Origin of the sequence: Pseudomonas sp. B6001 (assembly GCF_013386015.1) — a bacterium.
Classification (GTDB): Bacteria; Pseudomonadota; Gammaproteobacteria; order Pseudomonadales; family Pseudomonadaceae; genus Aquipseudomonas.
In genome coordinates this window covers 166,727-183,888 of record NZ_JACAOX010000004.1, presented here as the reverse complement: position 1 = coordinate 183,888, position 17,162 = coordinate 166,727, and the positions used below count along the sequence as shown (strand labels likewise).

Sequence of the window (17,162 nt, the reverse complement as noted above, 5' to 3'; positions counted from 1 at the left end):
CGTGCCCCTCGCCACAGGCGGTACAAAACTACCGACCGCCCGCCAGGTCAAGAAAGGTTCCCGTCGCATAGGACGCCTTGTCCGAGAGCAGCCAGATAATCCCTTCCGCGACTTCCTCTGCACGCCCGCCACGGGCCATGGGGATGCCCGGCTCAAGCTTGCTGACCCGATCCGGGTCGCCGCTCAGGGCGTGGAAGTCGGTGAAAATAAACCCGGGACGCACGCCATTGACCCGGATCCCCTCGCCCGCCACTTCCTTGGAGAGCCCGAGAGTGAAGGTATCCAGCGCGCCCTTGGACGCGGCGTAATCCACATATTCCCCCGGCGAGCCCAACCGGGCGGCGGCCGATGAAACGTTGACGATGCTGCCGCCCTGCCCGCCATGCTTGGGCGACATGCGCAGCAGCGCATGCTTGGCACACAGGATCGGCCCCAACACATTGGTCCTGAGGGTCTTCAGAATGCGGAACTCGGACATCTCATCGACCCGCGACTTGTGCCCGACGGTACCTGCGTTGTTGACCAGTGCCGTCACCCGGCCCAGTTCGGTATCGACCCGGTGGAACAGGCCAATCACTTCGTCTTCAATGCTGACATCAGCCCGCACGGCAATCGCCTGGGCGCCGAGGGCACGCACTTGCTCAAGTACGCGGTGGGCGGCGTCTTCATCGGCCTGGTAATTGATACAGATGCGATAGCCCTGGGCGGCGGCCAGCAGCGCCGTGGCGGCGCCGATCCCACGACTGCCACCGGTGATGACGACGACTTTGTCCATGTGTAAGGTCTCCTGGTTCAACGTGAGCTGATGGATCCAATACTACCTGCGCCCTGCAGGTTTTGCATGGGCTCACATCACCGAATGCACACTCACCACCTGCTCGGCGCGCTGGATGTCGGCCATGAAACCCTCGGCCGGTAACGGATGCCCCAGCAGATACCCCTGAAGCGAATCGCAGCCCAGCCGGGTGAGGAAGCTCTGCTGTGAGTCGGTCTCTACACCCTCGGCCACAATACGCAGGCCCAGGGCCTGACCGAGGGCAACGATGGCCGAGACGATGGCGGCATCGTCGCTGTCGTGCTCCAGGTCACGCACGAAGCCCCGGTCGATCTTCAGCTCATTGGCCGGCAGACGCTTGAGGTACATCAGGCTCGAATAGCCGGTACCGAAGTCGTCGATGGACAGGTCGACGCCCATGTCCGAAAGCTTCTGCAACACCGTCATGCTCGCGTCGGCATCGCTCATGGCGGTGGTTTCGGTGATTTCCAGGGTCAGGCTGTTGGCTGGCAAGCGGTGGCGTTCCAGGGCAGCGGCGACACTCTTGACCAGCCCGGCGTGGCAGAACTGCAACGCCGACAGGTTCACGGCAATGCGCCAGTCGTGATAGCCCTGGGCATACCACACCTGCATCTGGCGGCAGGCTTCGTTGAGTACCCATTCGCCGATGGGGATGATCAGCCCGGTCTTTTCCGCCAGCTCGATAAACTTGTCCGGCAACAACAGGCCTTGTTGCGGGTGCTCCCAGCGCAGCAGCGCCTCGGCACCGACCGGGCGGCCGCTGATGGCGTCGAACTTGGGCTGGTAATAAAGCCGGAACTGCTCGTGCTCCACGGCATTGCGCAAGTCCTGCAGCAGTTGCAGTTGCTTGCGCGCATTGGTGTTCATCGACACGTCGAAAAAGCTGTAGCCGTTCTTGCCCATGCCCTTGGCGTGATACATCGCCGCGTCGGCGTTCATCAGCAGTTCCTGGGGCGTGGCGCCGTTGCCGGGGAACAGTGCGATGCCGATGCTGGCGGAGATTTTCAGCTCATGCTCGGCGACGTGGAAGGCCTGGTTGATCATGCCCACCTGGCGCTCGGCCAAGCGCAACGCATCGTCGGGCTGGCCCAATTGCACCAGCAATACAAACTCGTCACCGCCGATGCGGGCCAGGGTGTCCTGGCTGCGCAAGTCTTCGCGCAGGCGCAGGCCGACTTGCTGCAACAGCTGGTCGCCCATGTGGTGACCAAAAGCGTCATTCACCGGCTTGAAGCCGTCCAGGTCGATAAACATCAGCGCGAAGCAGCCGCCCTCTTCGTTCACCCGCTGTATCGCCTGCTGGATCCGGTCGGCGAGCAGGGTGCGATTGGGCAAGCCGGTGAGCATGTCGTGCAGGGCCAGGTGGGTGAGTTCCTGGTTGGCCTGGGTCAGGGAGTCGGCCAACACCGCGGTGCGGGCTTCCAGGCGGGCATCGGCCAGGGAGGTCAGCAGCGCGATGATCAACACTGCCAGGGTGGTAACCAGCACCAGGTTATCCAGGCCCTTGCCACTCAAGCCGTCCAGGGCCGCGCCGCAGAAGCTGCCATCGGCGAAACGCGCGGCGGCCATGCCGGTGTAGTGCATGCCGACAATCGCCACGCCCATCACCATCGCCGCCCCGCCTCGGGCCAACCGCACATACGGCGTGTTGCGCCGCAGGTTGAAGGCAATCCACAACGCCGCCGCCGACGCACCCACGGCAATCAGCAACGAGGCGGTGAACAGCGTGGGGTCGTAGTCGATGCCGGGGGTCATGCGCATGGCGGCCATGCCGGTGTAGTGCATGGCGCTGATGCCGGCGCCCATGATCAATGCGCCAAATGCCAGTTGCCACGCCGGCAAACGCGGCTGGCTCACCAGCCACAAGGCAAAACCGCTGGACAGGATCGCGATCAACAACGACAGCGCCGTGATGCCGACGTCATAGCCGAGGCTGATGGGCAGGCGGAAGGCGAGCATGCCGATAAAGTGCATCGACCAGATCCCCACGCCCATCGCCAGCGCGCCGCCGCCCATCCACAGGTACACCGCGCGGCCCCTGGCAGTGGCGATGCGGCCGGTCAGGTCCAACGCCGTATAGGATGCGAGGATCGCGACGAACAGGGAAATCAGGACCAGGGCGGGGGAATAACTACCGGTGAGCATGGGACTTCTCGTGACCTATGGGCCGAACGGCATCCGTGCCGGGCTGAAAAGTCAGGGATTGTAGCGAGAATAAATCTTGTACACCTGAAATATTGTCGTATAGCCATCATTCAAAATTTGACGCCAATCCGCTGGCTCAAAAACACCGCAGAACCCTTGTGGGAGCGGGCTTGCTCGCGAAAGCGGCGGGTCAGTTCATACACAGTTGACTGCCCCACCGTTTTCGCGAGCAAGCCCGCTCCCACACAAGCCCGTACACCAGCCAGAGCGGTGTTTACTTCTTGTCGCTCAGCTGCATTTGGCCATCCCAGCCACCGCCCAGTGCAGCGATCAGTTGCACACTGGCAACCAGCCGGGTTTGCAGCAGGGTCAGCACCGTACGCTCGTTGCTCAGGGCGGTGGCTTGCACGGTGACCACATCGAGATAGGCGATCAACCCGGCCTTGTACTGGTTCTGGGTCAGGCGCAGGGATTCCCGGGCCGCTTCGAGGGCCTCGTTACTCACGACCGCCTCGTCTTCCAGGACCTTGAGCTGGACCATGTAGTTTTCCACCTCACGGAACCCATCGAGTACGGTCTGGCGGTACTTGGCCACGGTTTCATCGTAGGACGCCTCGGCGCGGTCAACTTCGGCCGAACGCTGGCCCCCGTCGAACAGGGTCATGGCGAGTTTCGGCCCCACCGACCAGAAGCGGTTCGGCAGGCTGATCCAGTCGGCGTAGGTGCTGCTGGAATAGCCGCCGGCCAGGCTCAGGGTCAGGTCCGGGTAGTAAGCGGTCTTGGCCACGCCGATGTTGGCATTGGCCGCGATCACCGAGCGCTCCGCCTGGGCGATATCCGGGCGGCGCTCCAGCAGTTGCGACGGCAGGCTCACCGGAATCTGCGGCAGCGCCGGAATGTCCTTGCTCACCGCCAGGTTGAAGTTGGCCGGCGGCACACCGATCAGCACGGCAATTGCGTTTTCCAGCTGCGCCCGCTGCCAGATCAGGTCGATCATGCTGGCCTGGGTGCTTTTCAGCTGGGTCTGGGCCTGGGCGATGGCGTCCTTGCCCGAGACACCGGCGCGGTATTGGTTCTGGGTCATCTGCAGGGAGCGCTGGTAGGTGTCCACCGTGGCTTGCAGCAAACGGGTCTGTTCGTCCATGACCCGCAGTTGCAGGTAATCCTGCACCAGTTCCGATTGCTGGCTCAGGCGCATCGCCGCAAGATCCGCCGCGCTGGCTTCGGCGCTGGCTTCATTGGCTTCCAGGCCCCGGCGCAGTTTGCCCCAGATATCGGCTTCCCAGCTCACGCCCAACTGGGTGTTGAGGGTGTCGCGAATACCGCTGCTGGAGCTGCTGAGGCTGGCGTTACTGCTGCCGGTACCCTGGCTGGCCCGGCTTTTCGAGGCACTCAGGTCAACCGTGGGGAAGAACGCCCCACGGGCACTGCGCACCTGCGAGGCGGCCTGGCGATAACGCGCCTCGGCCTGGGCCACGGTCTGGTTGGAGCTGTTGAGTTTTTCTACCAGCTCATTCAGTTGTTTGTCGCCGTACAGCTCCCACCAGGCGCCCCGGGCCAGCGAGTCGCTGGGCGCGGCCTGGCGCCAGCCCTGGGCCTCTTTGTACTGGGCAGGCTCGGTCAATTCGGGGCGTTTGTAGTCCGGGCCGACGGCGCAGGCGCTGAGCATCACGCCGCACAGGGCCAGGCTCAGCAGCTTTGAGCCGCGAGTCATCGCCAGACGTTGCACGGTGGGAAACGTTGAATCGGTCATAGCGCAGTGTCCAGGGCAGCATCGGTACGCACTCCGCGCCAACCGTTGAAACGGTGGCGCAGGCGGTCGAGATAAAGGTAAACCACAGGCGTGGTGTAGAGGGTCAGGATCTGGCTGAACACCAGCCCGCCGATAATCGTCAGGCCCAGGGGCTGGCGCATTTCCGCGCCTTCGGCCGTGCTGAGCAGCAGCGGCACGGCGCCAAGAATCGCCGCCAGCGTGGTCATCAGAATCGGGCGCAGCCGCACCAGGCAGGCGGCGCGGATCGATTCCAGCGGGCTCATGCCGTCCTTGCGTTCCAGTTGCAGCGCAAGGTCGATCATCAGGATCGCGTTTTTCTTCACCACCCCGATCAGCAGGAACAGCCCCAGCAGCGAGATCAGGCTGAACTCGCCCCCCAGCAGGTAAATCGAAAGCAAGGCGCCCACCCCCGCCGACGGCAAGGTGGACAGAATGGTCAGCGGGTGGATATAGCTCTCATACAGAATCCCCAATACCAGGTACACCGCTACCAGTGCACCGAGGATCATGAACGGCTGGCCTTTCTGGGTGGCGGCGAAGGCGTCGGCCGTACCGGCCATCTTCGCGATCACCTCTTCCGGCAGGCCGACCTTGGCAATCGCCCGCTCAATGGCGGCCGTGCCCTGCTCCACCGTGACGCCGGGCGACATATCAAACGCAATGTTCTCCGAGGCGAACTGGCCTTCATGGCTGACCCGGTCGTCCGCCAGGCTGTTCTCATAGTGAGCGATGGCCGACAGCGGCACGCGCGCACCGGTGGACGTGATCACCTGCATCTGATTGAGGGTGATCGGGTCCTGGGCGTACTTCGGATTGACCTCCATCACCACCTGGTACTGGTTGAGGCTGTCGTAGATGGTGGAAATCTGCCGCTGGCTGTAGGCGTTGTTGAGCACGGCAGTGACCATGTCCATGTCAATGCCCAGGCGCTTGGCCTGGTCGCGGTCGACAATCAACGTCACCTGGGCCGCCCCACGGCCTTCACGGGCATCGATGGCGGTCAGCTCCGGCAGCTCACGTAACGCGGCAACCACTTTCGGGTACCACAGGCGCAAGGCCGCCAGGTCACCGCTTTGCAGGATGTAGGAATACTGCGAGGTGGTCTGGTCGCGGCCGCCGCCGAATTGCAGGTCCTGGTCAGCCATCAGCATCAGGCGCCCGCCGGGCACCAGTGGCACATTCTTGCGCATGCGCTCGATCACCGCCTGGGCAGAAATCTTGCGTTTGCTGATGGGCTTGAGCCGCACCAGCATCACCGCGTTGTTGGTGCCGCTGTTGCCGCCGATAAAGCCTGCCACGCTCAACACCGCCGGGTCCTGCAGGACCGCCTTGCGGAAGATTTCCATCTTCGGCTGCATCACACTGAATGACAGCCCGTCGTCGCCACGCACAAAGCCGATCAGTTGCCCGGTGTCCTGCTGGGGCATGAAGGTTTTCGGCACCACCACATACAGCGCGACGTTGACCCCGATGGTCACCAACAGGCTGAGCAGCGTCAGGCGCTTGTGGCGCAGCACCCAGTCCAGGCTGCGGGCGTAGCCTGCCACCATGCGGTCGTTGATCTTCTGGCTCCAGCGCTGCAAGCCTGTTTCCTGGCCTTTGACATGCGGCTTGAGCCAGCGGGCGCAGAGCATCGGGGTCAGGGTCAGCGACACCACCAGCGAGACGATGATCGCCGCTGCCAGGGTGATGGAAAACTCGCGGAACAGGCTGGTAACGATACCGCCCATGAACAGGATCGAGAGGAACACCGCCACCAGCGAGACGTTCATCGACAGCAAGGTGAAGCCGACTTCCTGGGCCCCCAGGTACGCCGCCTTCATCGGCGGCACACCCTCGTCGATGTGCCGGGAAATGTTCTCCAGCACCACGATGGCATCGTCCACCACCAGGCCGGTGGCGAGGATCAGCGCCATCAGCGACAGGTTGTTCAGGGAAAAGCCGAACAGGTACATCACTGCAAACGTGCCCACCAGCGACACCGGCACCGCCAGGGTGGGAATCAGCGAGGCGCGGAAGTTGCCGAGGAACAGGTACACCACCAGGATCACCAGGGCCACGGCAATCAGCAGGGTCATCTCGGCTTCGTGCAAGGTGGCGGTGATCACCGGCGAACGGTCCATGGCCAGGTTCAGCTTGACGCTGGACGGCAACACCGCCTGCAAGGCCGGCAGTTGTGCCTTGATCTGCTTCACCGTCTCGATGATGTTGGCGCCGGACTGGCGGTTGATCACCAGCAGCACCGCCGAGTCATTGTTGAAGAAGCCGCTGTTGTAGCGGTCCTCGACGCCGTCGCTGATCTTCGCCACATCCCCCAGGCGCAAGGCCGCGCCATTCTGGTAGCGGATCAGCAGCGGTTCATAGTCCTTGGCCTTTTCCAGCTGGTCGTTGGCCTGGATCTGCCAGTTGCGCTGGCTGTCCTCCAGCGAACCCTTGGGCCGGCGCACGTTGGCATTGGCGATGGTATTCCGCACATCGTCCAGGGCCACGCCGTACTGGTCGAGGGCCTTGGGTTCCAGTTCGATACGCACGGCGGGCAACGAGCTGCCGCCGATCTGCACTTCACCCACGCCCGGCACCTGGGACAGGCTCTGGGACAGAATGGTCGAGGCCAGGTCGTACAGCTGGCCCTTGGGCAACACGTCCGAGGTCAGGGACAGCACCATGATGGGCGCCTGGGACGGGTTGATCTTCTTGTAGGTGGGCATGCTGCGCATGCCGCTTGGCAGCAGGTTACGCGAGGCGTTGATCGCCGCCTGCACTTCCCGCGCCGCGCCGTTGATGTCGCGATTGGAGTCGAACGCCAGGATCACCCGGGTCGAACCCTGGCTCGACGAACTGCTCATGGTGGTAATGCCGGCAATCGCGCCGAAGGAACGCTCCAGCGGCGTGGCCACCGTAGACGCCATCACCTCGGGGCTGGCCCCCGGCAAGCTGGCCGACACCACGATCACCGGGAAATCGATCTGCGGCAATGGCGACACCGGCAACAGGTTGAAGCTGACGCCGCCCAGCAGCATGATCGCCAGGCTCAGCAGCATGGTGGCTACCGGCCGGCGAATGAATGGTCCGGACAGGTTCATGACTCAACCGGCTCCAGGCGCACCGGTTCTTTGCGCCAGCGACGGCCGAGGCGGTCGAAATACAGGTAGATCACCGGGGTGGTAAACAGGGTCAACACCTGGCTCACCAGCAACCCGCCCACCATCACCAGGCCCAGCGGCTGGCGCAACTCGGCGCCGGAGCCGGTGGCGAGCATCAACGGCACGGCACCGAACAGCGCCGCCAGGGTGGTCATCAGGATAGGCCGGAAGCGCAACAGCGCCGCCTGGTAGATCGCGGTTTGCGGGTCCAGGCCCTGGTTGCGCTCAGCGTCGAGGGCAAAGTCGATCATCATGATCGCGTTCTTCTTCACGATGCCGATCAGCAGGATGATGCCGATGATCGCGATCATCCCCAGGTCGTTGCCACTGAGCAGCAAGGCCAGCAAGGCGCCCACCGCTGCCGACGGCAGGGTGGAGAGGATGGTGATCGGGTGGATATAGCTCTCGTAGAGCACCCCGAGCACGATGTACATGGTCACCACCGCCGCCAGGATCAGCAGCAAGGTACTCGACAGCGAAGCCTCGAATGCCTGGGCCGCGCCCTGGAACTGGGTCTGCACGCCCACCGGCATGCCGATGTCTTTCTGGGTCTGGTTGATCAGTTCGACGCCCTTGCCCAGCGCCACGCCGGGGGCCAGGTTGAACGACATCATCACCGCCGGGAACTGACCGATATGCGCGATTGCCAACTGGGCCTGGCGCTGTTCCACATGGGCCAGGCTCGACAGCCGCACCTGGCCGCCGTCGGTGGTTTTCACATGGATCTGGTTCAGGGCGTCCGGGCCGAGGGTTTCACCGGACTGGGCCTGCAATACCACGCGGTACTGGCTGGCCTGGGTGTAGATGGTGGATATCTGCCGCTGGCCGAACGCGTCGTACAGCGCGTCGGTGATGGTGGACACCGACACACCAAGGCGCGATGCGGCGTCACGGTCGATCACCAGGTACACCTGCAGGCCCTTGTCCTGCAGGTCGCTGGCGACGTCGGAGAGTTCCGGCAACTGGCTGAGGGCGTGTACCAGCTTTTCACTCCACAAGGCCAGCAGCTCGGCGTCCGGCGAGGACATGCTGAACTGGTACTGGGTACGGCTGACGCGGTCTTCGATGGTCAGGTCCTGCACCGGCTGCATGAACAGGCGAATCCCCACCAGCTTGTCCAGTTGCGGCTGCAGGCGCGTGATGATCTGTGCCGCGCTCAGGTCCCGTTCGCCGTGGGGCTTGAGGTTGATCAGCAGGCGACCACTGTTGAGGGTGGCGTTATCACCGTCTACCCCGATATAGGACGACAGGCTCTCCACCGCCGGGTCTTCGAGGATGATCTTCGCCAGTTCCTGCTGGCGCTGGCTCATCGCGGCAAAGGAAATCGACTGTGGCGCTTCGGAAATGCCCTGGATCACGCCGGTGTCCTGCACCGGGAAGAAGCCCTTGGGCACCACCATGTACAACACCACGGTCAGGCCCAGGGTGGCTATGGCCACCAGCAGGGTCAGCGGCTGATGCTTGAGCACCCACTGCAACTTGCGCCCGTAGGCCTCGATCAGCCAGTCGATCCAGGCGCCGCTGGCCTTGTAGAAACGGCCCTGCTCGTCCTCTTTCGGCTCACGCTTGAGCAACCGCGCGCACATCATCGGCGTCAGGGTCAGGGACACCACCAGGGAAATCAGGATCGCCACCGCCAGGGTGATCGCGAATTCACGGAACAAGCGCCCCACCACGTCCGCCATGAACAGCAGCGGGATCAATACCGCGATCAGCGACAGGGTCAGGGAAATCAGGGTGAAACCGATCTGCTTGGCGCCCTTGAGCGCCGCATTGAGCGGTGTATCGCCTTCCTCGATGTAGCGGGAAATGTTCTCCAGCATCACGATGGCGTCGTCCACCACAAAACCGGTGGCGATGGTCAGCGCCATCAGCGTCAGGTTGTTGATGGAGAAACCGGCGAGGTACATCACGCCGAAGGTGCCCACCAGGGACAGCGGCACGGCGATGGACGGAATAATGGTCGCGCTGAAGCGGCGCAGGAACAGGAACGTCACCATCACCACCAGGGCAATGGCGATCAGCAATTCGTGCTGTACATCCTTGACCGAGGCCCGGATGGTCTGGGTACGGTCGGTAAGCACCGTCACGTCCAGGCCCGCCGGCAGGTTGTCGGTGATGCTTGGCAACAGCGCCTTGATGCGGTCCACCACCTCGATGACGTTGGCCCCGGGCTGGCGCTGGATGTTCAGCAGGACCGCCTGGTTTTCGTTGGCCCAGGCCGCGAGGCGTTCGTTCTCGGCGCCGTCGACGATCTGCGCCACATCCTTGAGCCGCAACGGCGCGCCGTTGTTGTAGGCGAGGATCAGTTCGGCGTATTCCTTGGGCGAGACCAACTGGTCGTTGGCGTCGAGCATCGACACCCGCGTGGGGCCGTCAAAGTTACCCTTGGGCTGGTTGACGTTGGAGGCGGCGATCAGGGTGCGCACGTCCGACAGGTTCAGGCCGTTGGCCGCCAGGGCCTCGGGGTTGACCTTGATCCGCACCGCCTGGCGCTGGCCGCCGGCGATGCTGACCATGCCGACGCCGCTGATCTGCGCGATCTTCTGCGCCATGCGCGTGTCGACCAGGTCATTGAGCTTGGGCAGCAACATGGTCTTGGAGGTGATGGCCAGGGTCAGCACCGGGGTATCCGCCGGGTTGACCTTGTTGTACACCGGCGGCGCCGGCAGGTCCTTGGGCAGCAGGTTGGTGGCGGCGTTGATCGCGGCCTGCACCTGTTGCTCGGCGACATCCATGTTGATGTCGAGGTTGAAACGCAGGGTCAGCACCGAGGCGCCGCCGGAGCTGGTGGACGCCATCTGGGTCAGGCCGGGCATCTGCCCGAACTGACGCTCAAGGGGCGCCGTGACCGCGCTGGTCATTACGTCCGGACTGGCGCCGGGGTACAGGGTCATCACCCGGATGGTCGGGTAATCCACCTGGGGCAAGGCCGAGACCGGCAGCAGGCGATAAGCGATCACGCCGGCCAGGACAATGGCCAGCATGCTCAGGGTAGTGGCTACCGGGCGAAGGATGAACAGCCGCGAGAGGTTCATGCGCCGCCCTTTTGCGCCTTGGCGGCATCAGCCGGGCCTTGTTGCGTCTTGGCTGCCGGCTGGCCCTGGAGGTGTTCGGTCGGCGTGGTCGGCACTTCAGTGCTGTCGTTGACCACTTCAATGTCGCTGCCGTCCTTCAGGCGGTCGGTGCCTTCCAGCACCACGCGGTCGCCGGCGGCCAGGCCTTGCTTGACCACGGTGTTGTCGCCGTCGGAATCACCGATCACCAGCGGACGCACCTTGACCTTCTTGTCGCCATCGAGCACGTAGACGAAGGTGCCGGTATTGCCGAACTGAATCGCTGCCGACGGCGCCAGCACCACGTTGTGCAGGGTGTCGGCCAGCAAGTGCACGTTCACGAACTGGTTGGGGAACAGCGCCTGGTCCTTGTTATCGAACCGCGCCTTGAATTTCAGGGTGCCGGTGGTGACGTCGATCTGGTTATCGAGGCTCTGCAGCACGCCCGTGGCTTTCACCGCGACATCGCCACGGTCCCAGGCTTCCACCGGCAGCTTGTTGCCGGCGTGATAACGCGCCAGCACGGTTTCCAGGGTGTTTTCCGGCAACGTGAAGACCACGCTGATGGGTTGGGTCTGGGTGATCACCGCCAGGAAGGTGGTGTCGTTGGCGGCGACGAGGTTGCCCACGTCCACCTGGCGCAGGCCGACACGCCCGGTAATCGGTGCGCGGATCTTGGTGAATTCGAGGTTGAGCTTGGCGTCATCCACCGCGCCCTGGTTGGTCTTGACCGTGCCCTGGTACTGCAGCACCAGCGCTTCGGCGGTGTCCAGGGTCTGCTTGGCGATACTGTCCTGGGCATACAGGTCGCGATAACGCTGCACGTCGACCTGGGCGTTTTTCAGCTGGGCCTGGTTCTGCAGCAACGTGCCCTGGGCCTGGAGCAAGGCATTCTGGTAACTGCGCGGGTCGATTTCCGCCAGCAGGTCACCGGCCTTGACCATCTGCCCCTCTTCAAAGGCGATCTTGACCAGTTCTCCGCCAACCCGGCTGCGCACATTGATAGTGTTGAGTGCCGTCACCGTACCCAGCGCCTTGTAGTACACCGGGAACTCGCCCAGCACCGCCGGCGCCACACGCACCGGCACCGGGCCAGTAGAACCCCCAAAGCCCGGGCGCATCATCCCCGACTTGCCGGCATGCCCGGCGGGCTTCTTCTCGGCGCTGTCCTTGTGGCTGGTGCCAGGCCAGAACTTCCAGCACAGGCCGGCAATGACCAGCAGCACGAGAAGGCCGAACAGCCAGCGGCGGGAGTGACGAGGGGTGGATTGCATGGAGTGATCAACCATTGGGTGCGAGAGCTTCTTCTTCGGGAGGCTGAAAGATAAGCACTGGGGCGCGTTAAGAAAAGCGCCTTTACCGGCTATTTACCTTGGATTACAACTTTTAACTTCTGTGCTTAGTCCATTCGCTATCTGGCTAAGCCTCTGAAGCACAAATAAAAACGGCCTGGACTAGGCCAGGCCGTAATACTGCATCACGCGTGTTACTGCAAAACGACAGTAATGCGTAGTAACAGTTACTTCAAAACAGCCAGGGCTGCCTCGTAGTTCGGCTCTTGGCCAATTTCGCTGACCAGTTCGCTGTGCAGCACGTTGTCGTTCTCGTCCAGTACCACGACGGCACGGGCGGTCAGGCCGCGGAGCGGGCCATCAGCAAGCGCTACACCGTAGTCGACAGCAAAGGCTGCCTCACGGAAGTCCGACAGGTTCTTCACGTTTTCCAGGCCTTCGGCACCGCAGAAACGCGCCTGGGCAAATGGCAGGTCGGTGGAGATGCACAACACTACGGTGTTGTTCACGTCGTTGACCTGAGCGTTGAACTTGCGAACCGAAGTGGCGCAGGTCGGGGTATCAACGCTTGGGAAAATGTTCAGCACTTTGCGCTTGCCGGCGAAAGTCGCCAGGGTCGCGTCAGACAGGTCGCCGGCAGTCAGGGTGAAGTCTGGCGCCTTGGCGCCGACTTTCGGCAAATCGCCTTCGACCTGGACAGGGTTGCCTCGGAGGGTAACTTGAGCCATGAACGGAATCCTTCTAGTGGTGGTAGTGAAACGAATTTCAGGTGCCGAAGTTAAACACAAAGTTCGATGGGCACCTATGGGCGGACGCAAATTGTCATGGTGCGAGGCTCAACGCCCCGCCGCCACGAACCCGCGCTGCAGATCCTCGATCAACGCCTCCACATCCTCCAGCCCCACATGCAGGCGCACCACCGGGTTCAATCCACGGTCGGCGGCGCTCTGGCGATCCTGTGTATCGGCCAGGGTCACCAGGCTTTCAAAGCCGCCCCAGGATGCGCCCAGGCCAAACAGCTGCAGGCCGTCGATAAACCGTTCGACGTAGCCGGCATCCGCGCGGTCGAGTTCGAAGGACAGCAAACCGTTGCTCCCGCTGAAGTCACGCTTCCACAGCGCGTGGCCAGGATGCTCCGCCAGTGCCGGATGAAACACCCGCCTGACCTGCGGCTGCGCCTGCAACCACTGGGCAATCTTCAACGCCTGGCGCTCGTGCACGTCCAGCCGGGAAGCCAGGGTGCGTGCGCCACGCAGGATCAGGTAGGCATCGTCGGCACTCACTGCATTGCCAAAGGTATCGCTCATTTTCGCCAGGGCCGGCCATGCCGCTTCGGTGGTGCAGACGCTGCCCATCATCACGTCACTGTGGCCGCCAAGGTACTTGGTCAAGGCCATGATCGAGATGTCGGCACCCAGCGCCAGCGGGCGGTACAGGTACGCCGAGCCCCAGGTGTTGTCCACCGCCAACAGAATTCCCCGCGGCTTGCACAGTGCGGCTAGCGCGGGCAGGTCACACAGCTCATACAGCAGCGAACCCGGCACTTCGGCGTAGACCATTTTGGTGTTGGCCTGCAGTTGCGCTTCCAGGCCGCTGCCGTCCGGGGCGAAATAGCTGACTTCGATGCCGAATGGCTGGAGGAACTCCCGGGCCAGTTTGCGCACCGGCGAATAGACGGCGTCGGTGATCAACACATGGTCGCCGGGCCGCAGGTAGGCCAGGAACGTCTGCGCCGCGGCGGCGAGCCCGGTGCCATACAGCCGTGTGCGATAGCCACCCTCAAGTTCGGTGACCAGGTCTTCAAGGGCAAAAGCGGTGGGATTGCCGCGTGCGCCGTAACTCAGGACCCGCTCACTGTCGCGTCGGGAGCGCGCGTCACGCATCTGGGCCAGGTTGTCGAACAGCACGGTGCTCAGGCGGGTGATCGGTACGTTCACCGCCCGACCACCATTGCCGCCTTCGGTACGCGCCGCGTGAATCAGCCGGGTACGCACCCGTGACGCGGGCAACAACGGCTTGAGACTGGCGATTTCCGCTTCGCTCATCTGTGCCAACAGGCCAATTTCCCAGGCGAGATATTGGCGGGCAGCGTCCTTGTTGCCGCTGTGGCGGTCGTGGGTGAAGAACAGGAAGTCGATGCACTGGTTGTCCGGAGGCGTTTGCGCATCCTCGATCACCGGCAAACCGGCCGTAACCCACGCGGCATAGCCGCCGTCGAGCAAACGCACATCGCCGCCCAAGCCCAACGCAGCAAAAGCGGCCAGCGCCGGATCATCAGCCAGCAGCACCAGTGGACGCCCGCCCGCGGTCAACCGCGAACGAATCGACCAGCGCGAACCGACAATCCGGCCCTTGCGATGGATCATGCTCGGGCGCAGGTCCACCAGGTCCACGGTGCCGTCCTTCAGCGCCTCGGCCAGCGCCTGCACCGAGATCAGCGGCAGCGCGTCAAAGGGCACGGCCTCCTTGGCCTCCAGCGCCAATCCACTGTGGACGCCACCCTCCAGCACATACGCCTCATGCCCCAACTGCCGCAGCCAACTGGCGACAATCGGCGCACGCACACCATCACTGTCCAACAGCACCACCCGCGCCTGACGCACGCCGATGTACAGGTCAGTGGACTGGATCAACTGCCCGCCCGGCGTGTGTTGCGCCCCCGGCAAACTGCCGGCGGCAAATTCTTCAGCGGTACGCACATCGCACAGGAACAGGCTACGGGCCGGGTCCGCCGCCCATTGCCGGACCTGCTCCGCCTTGACACTGACCACCCCTGCCCTATCCGCCAACTGCCGGGCAGCTTCGCGCTGCCGGCCCAGATCCGTCGAGACCTGGTCGGCATAACGCCGGGTGCTGCCATGCTCCAGCTTGAAGTCCGCCAGGTACCAACCCTGGGTACCGTTTTCCAGGGCATAAACCGGGTTCTTCACCCCGAGGTTGATCAACGTCTGGGCGCCGATAATGCTGCGGGTACGCCCGGCGCAGTTGACCACGATCGGCGTGGTTTCATCCGGCACCAGGTCGTGCACGCGGTAACCCAGCTCACCATTGGGGCAGCAGATGGAACCGGGAATGGTCATCTTGCGGTATTCATCGAACGGCCGACCGTCCAGCACCACCAGCGGCTCGCCCGTGGCCTGCCAGTCCGCCAGTTGCTGCGCGGTGACGTGGGGTGTGTGGCTGGCCTCTTCCACCAATTCGCCAAAGGCTTTCGACGGCACATGCACCCCGGCGAACAACTGCAAACCCGCCGCCTGCCAAGCGTTCGCACCACCTTCCAGCACATGCACATGGCGGTAGCCCAGCGCTTGTAAACGCAGTGCCGTGCGCGCAGCCACATCGCCGCCGTCCTGGTCGTAGATCACCAGGCGCACCCGGGGATTCGGTGCCAGGCGCTGCACCTCCAGTTCCAGGCGGCTATAGGGCAGGTTCACCCCGTGAAACAGGTGGGCCTCGCCGTATTGGCCGTGCTCGCGTACGTCGAACAGGGCGATTTCCTGGCCGTCAAACAGCCATTGTTGCAATTGCCCGGGTGTGATGGTCTGGCTCATGGAAGTCCCGCAAAAAATAGATGAGTTACTGCAAGGCCAGCGAACGCTCGCCGGCGGCCACTTCACGGCCCTTGGCATAGGCCCGCTGGACTGCCGGGCGCGCCTTGATGCGCAGACGCCAGGCCTGGATGTTCGGGTAGTCCGCCAGGTCCTGGCCTTGGCGCAGGGGCTGGATCCACGGGAAGATCGCCATGTCGGCCACCGAGTATTCGCCCGCCACATACGGCACCTCGGCCAGGCGCTGCTCCAGCACCCGATACAGGCGCGTGGCTTCGGCGTTCAGCAGGTCCAGGGCGAAGGGAATCGGTTCCGGGGCCTTCTCCTTGAACAGCTGCAACTGGCTCAGGTACGGGGTGATATGCCCTACCTGCCAGAACAGCCATTCCTGGACCTTCTGGCGCTCGGCGGTACCGGCGGGCGGCAGGAAGCGCCCCGCTTTGTCCGCCAGGTAATTCAGGATCGCCCCGGACTCGAACAGGCTCAGGGGTGCTTCAAGGCGGTGGTCGACAATCGCCGGAATCCGCCCATTCGCACTGATGCGCTGGAAGCTTTCCTGCTTCTGCGCGCCTTCGCGGATGTTGACCGGAATCAGGCGGTACTCCGCCTCCAGTTCTTCCAGCAGGATGCCGACTTTCAGGCCGTTGCCCGTAGGCCAGTAATACAGATCAATCATAAAAAACCCTGGATGAACGCTGATCCAATTGTGGGAGCGGGCTTGCTCGCGAATGCGGTGTGTCAGTCAATGGATGGGTTTCTGCCCCATCGCATTCGCGAGCAAGCCCGCTCCCACATTTGATGTGTGTTGTGCTCAGGAATACGCCCGGATTGAAGGCGCCATCTGCGAGGCGTTGTAGTTGAGGATCCGGCCGTCTGCTTCAACGCCATAACGGCCATTGAGGGATTCCAGCGGCAAGCCGTACAGGTGGAAATGCAAGGTCGCCTGCTCACCCTCAACGCGAATCCCGTGCAGGTCTTCACCGAGGAACGAGATAGAGGTGCCCGGCTGCACGACGACTTCTTTCTCAAGGGTCAGGGTGGTGAAGCCTTCCTCACGCCCTTCATCGTTGCGGCCATACACGTAGTTGATTTCCTGGCCTTCAACGGCACTGATGATCGCCCAGGTTTCGTGGTTGTGCGGGAGGGTGCTTTTGCCCGGCAGCAACGAGTTCAGGTACAGGGTCGGCGTGTCGCCGTCGTCGTTCAGGCGATAGCGGAACGCGGTACTGCCCTGGCCCGGCACCGGCGCGGGGAATTCGCTGAAGTTGAACAGGTCCCGGCGCTCGGCCAGGGTTTCCAGCAGCCCGACGATTTCCACCAGGGCCGCGCGGTCTACGCCACGCTGGTTGATGACGCGGATCTGCTGCAGGAAGTCTTCGATAACGGCGGCACGGTTTGCGGTACTCAT

At 63.3% G+C, this 17,162-nt stretch carries 10 protein-coding genes; all 10 read right to left on the bottom strand.

All coding sequences use genetic code 11. From position 1 onward, the window contains the following. Window positions 1-28: 28 nt before the first annotated feature. Complete coding sequence (locus tag HX821_RS06915; RefSeq protein ID WP_008435175.1) at window positions 29-775, bottom strand: SDR family oxidoreductase; 747 nt, start codon at window positions 773-775, stop codon at window positions 29-31. Between the two features lie 72 nt (window positions 776-847). Then, window positions 848-2,941, bottom strand: coding sequence for a bifunctional diguanylate cyclase/phosphodiesterase (locus HX821_RS06910; protein WP_003207505.1), 2,094 nt, complete (start codon window positions 2,939-2,941; stop codon window positions 848-850). Window positions 2,942-3,215: 274 nt separating this feature from the next. Next, on the bottom strand, window positions 3,216-4,694 hold the full coding sequence (locus HX821_RS06905; RefSeq protein ID WP_003207503.1) for an efflux transporter outer membrane subunit: 1,479 nt from the start codon (window positions 4,692-4,694) through the stop codon (window positions 3,216-3,218). Beyond that, complete coding sequence (locus HX821_RS06900; RefSeq protein WP_177035475.1) at window positions 4,691-7,798, bottom strand: efflux RND transporter permease subunit; 3,108 nt, start codon at window positions 7,796-7,798, stop codon at window positions 4,691-4,693. Before HX821_RS06900 ends, HX821_RS06905 begins: the two co-directional genes overlap by 4 nt. Continuing rightward, window positions 7,795-10,896, bottom strand: a complete 3,102-nt coding sequence (locus HX821_RS06895) for an MdtB/MuxB family multidrug efflux RND transporter permease subunit (RefSeq protein ID WP_177028185.1) — start codon at window positions 10,894-10,896, stop codon at window positions 7,795-7,797. The genes HX821_RS06900 and HX821_RS06895 overlap by 4 nt, the downstream gene beginning before the upstream one ends. Then, a complete protein-coding gene (locus HX821_RS06890) occupies window positions 10,893-12,203 on the bottom strand; it encodes an MdtA/MuxA family multidrug efflux RND transporter periplasmic adaptor subunit (protein ID WP_003207498.1) in 1,311 nt (436 codons plus the stop codon). Before HX821_RS06890 ends, HX821_RS06895 begins: the two co-directional genes overlap by 4 nt. 230 nt (window positions 12,204-12,433) lie before the next feature. After that, a complete protein-coding gene (gene tpx / locus HX821_RS06885) occupies window positions 12,434-12,934 on the bottom strand; it encodes a thiol peroxidase (RefSeq protein WP_134326424.1) in 501 nt (166 codons plus the stop codon). A 108-nt stretch (window positions 12,935-13,042) separates the two neighbouring features. Then, complete coding sequence (gene metC, locus HX821_RS06880; protein ID WP_177035474.1) at window positions 13,043-15,757, bottom strand: cystathionine beta-lyase; 2,715 nt, start codon at window positions 15,755-15,757, stop codon at window positions 13,043-13,045. A 25-nt stretch (window positions 15,758-15,782) separates the two neighbouring features. Continuing rightward, the gene (locus HX821_RS06875; RefSeq protein WP_032899376.1) at window positions 15,783-16,430 is read right to left on the bottom strand and encodes a glutathione S-transferase family protein; all 648 of its coding nucleotides are present in this window, start codon (window positions 16,428-16,430) and stop codon (window positions 15,783-15,785) included. A 135-nt stretch (window positions 16,431-16,565) separates the two neighbouring features. Then, a complete protein-coding gene (locus HX821_RS06870; protein WP_008435185.1) occupies window positions 16,566-17,162 on the bottom strand; it encodes a cysteine dioxygenase in 597 nt (198 codons plus the stop codon).

Coding starts and splice junctions, on each gene's coding strand:
- HX821_RS06915 (WP_008435175.1), bottom strand. CDS start 775: ATGGACAAAGTCGTCGTCATCACCGGTGGCAGTCGTGGGATCGGCGCC.
- HX821_RS06910 (WP_003207505.1), bottom strand. CDS start 2,941: ATGCTCACCGGTAGTTATTCCCCCGCCCTGGTCCTGATTTCCCTGTTC.
- HX821_RS06905 (WP_003207503.1), bottom strand. CDS start 4,694: ATGACCGATTCAACGTTTCCCACCGTGCAACGTCTGGCGATGACTCGC.
- HX821_RS06900 (WP_177035475.1), bottom strand. CDS start 7,798: ATGAACCTGTCCGGACCATTCATTCGCCGGCCGGTAGCCACCATGCTG.
- HX821_RS06895 (WP_177028185.1), bottom strand. CDS start 10,896: ATGAACCTCTCGCGGCTGTTCATCCTTCGCCCGGTAGCCACTACCCTG.
- HX821_RS06890 (WP_003207498.1), bottom strand. CDS start 12,203: ATGGTTGATCACTCCATGCAATCCACCCCTCGTCACTCCCGCCGCTGG.
- tpx (WP_134326424.1), bottom strand. CDS start 12,934: ATGGCTCAAGTTACCCTCCGAGGCAACCCTGTCCAGGTCGAAGGCGAT.
- metC (WP_177035474.1), bottom strand. CDS start 15,757: ATGAGCCAGACCATCACACCCGGGCAATTGCAACAATGGCTGTTTGAC.
- HX821_RS06875 (WP_032899376.1), bottom strand. CDS start 16,430: ATGATTGATCTGTATTACTGGCCTACGGGCAACGGCCTGAAAGTCGGC.
- HX821_RS06870 (WP_008435185.1), bottom strand. CDS start 17,162: ATGAGTACCGCAAACCGTGCCGCCGTTATCGAAGACTTCCTGCAGCAG.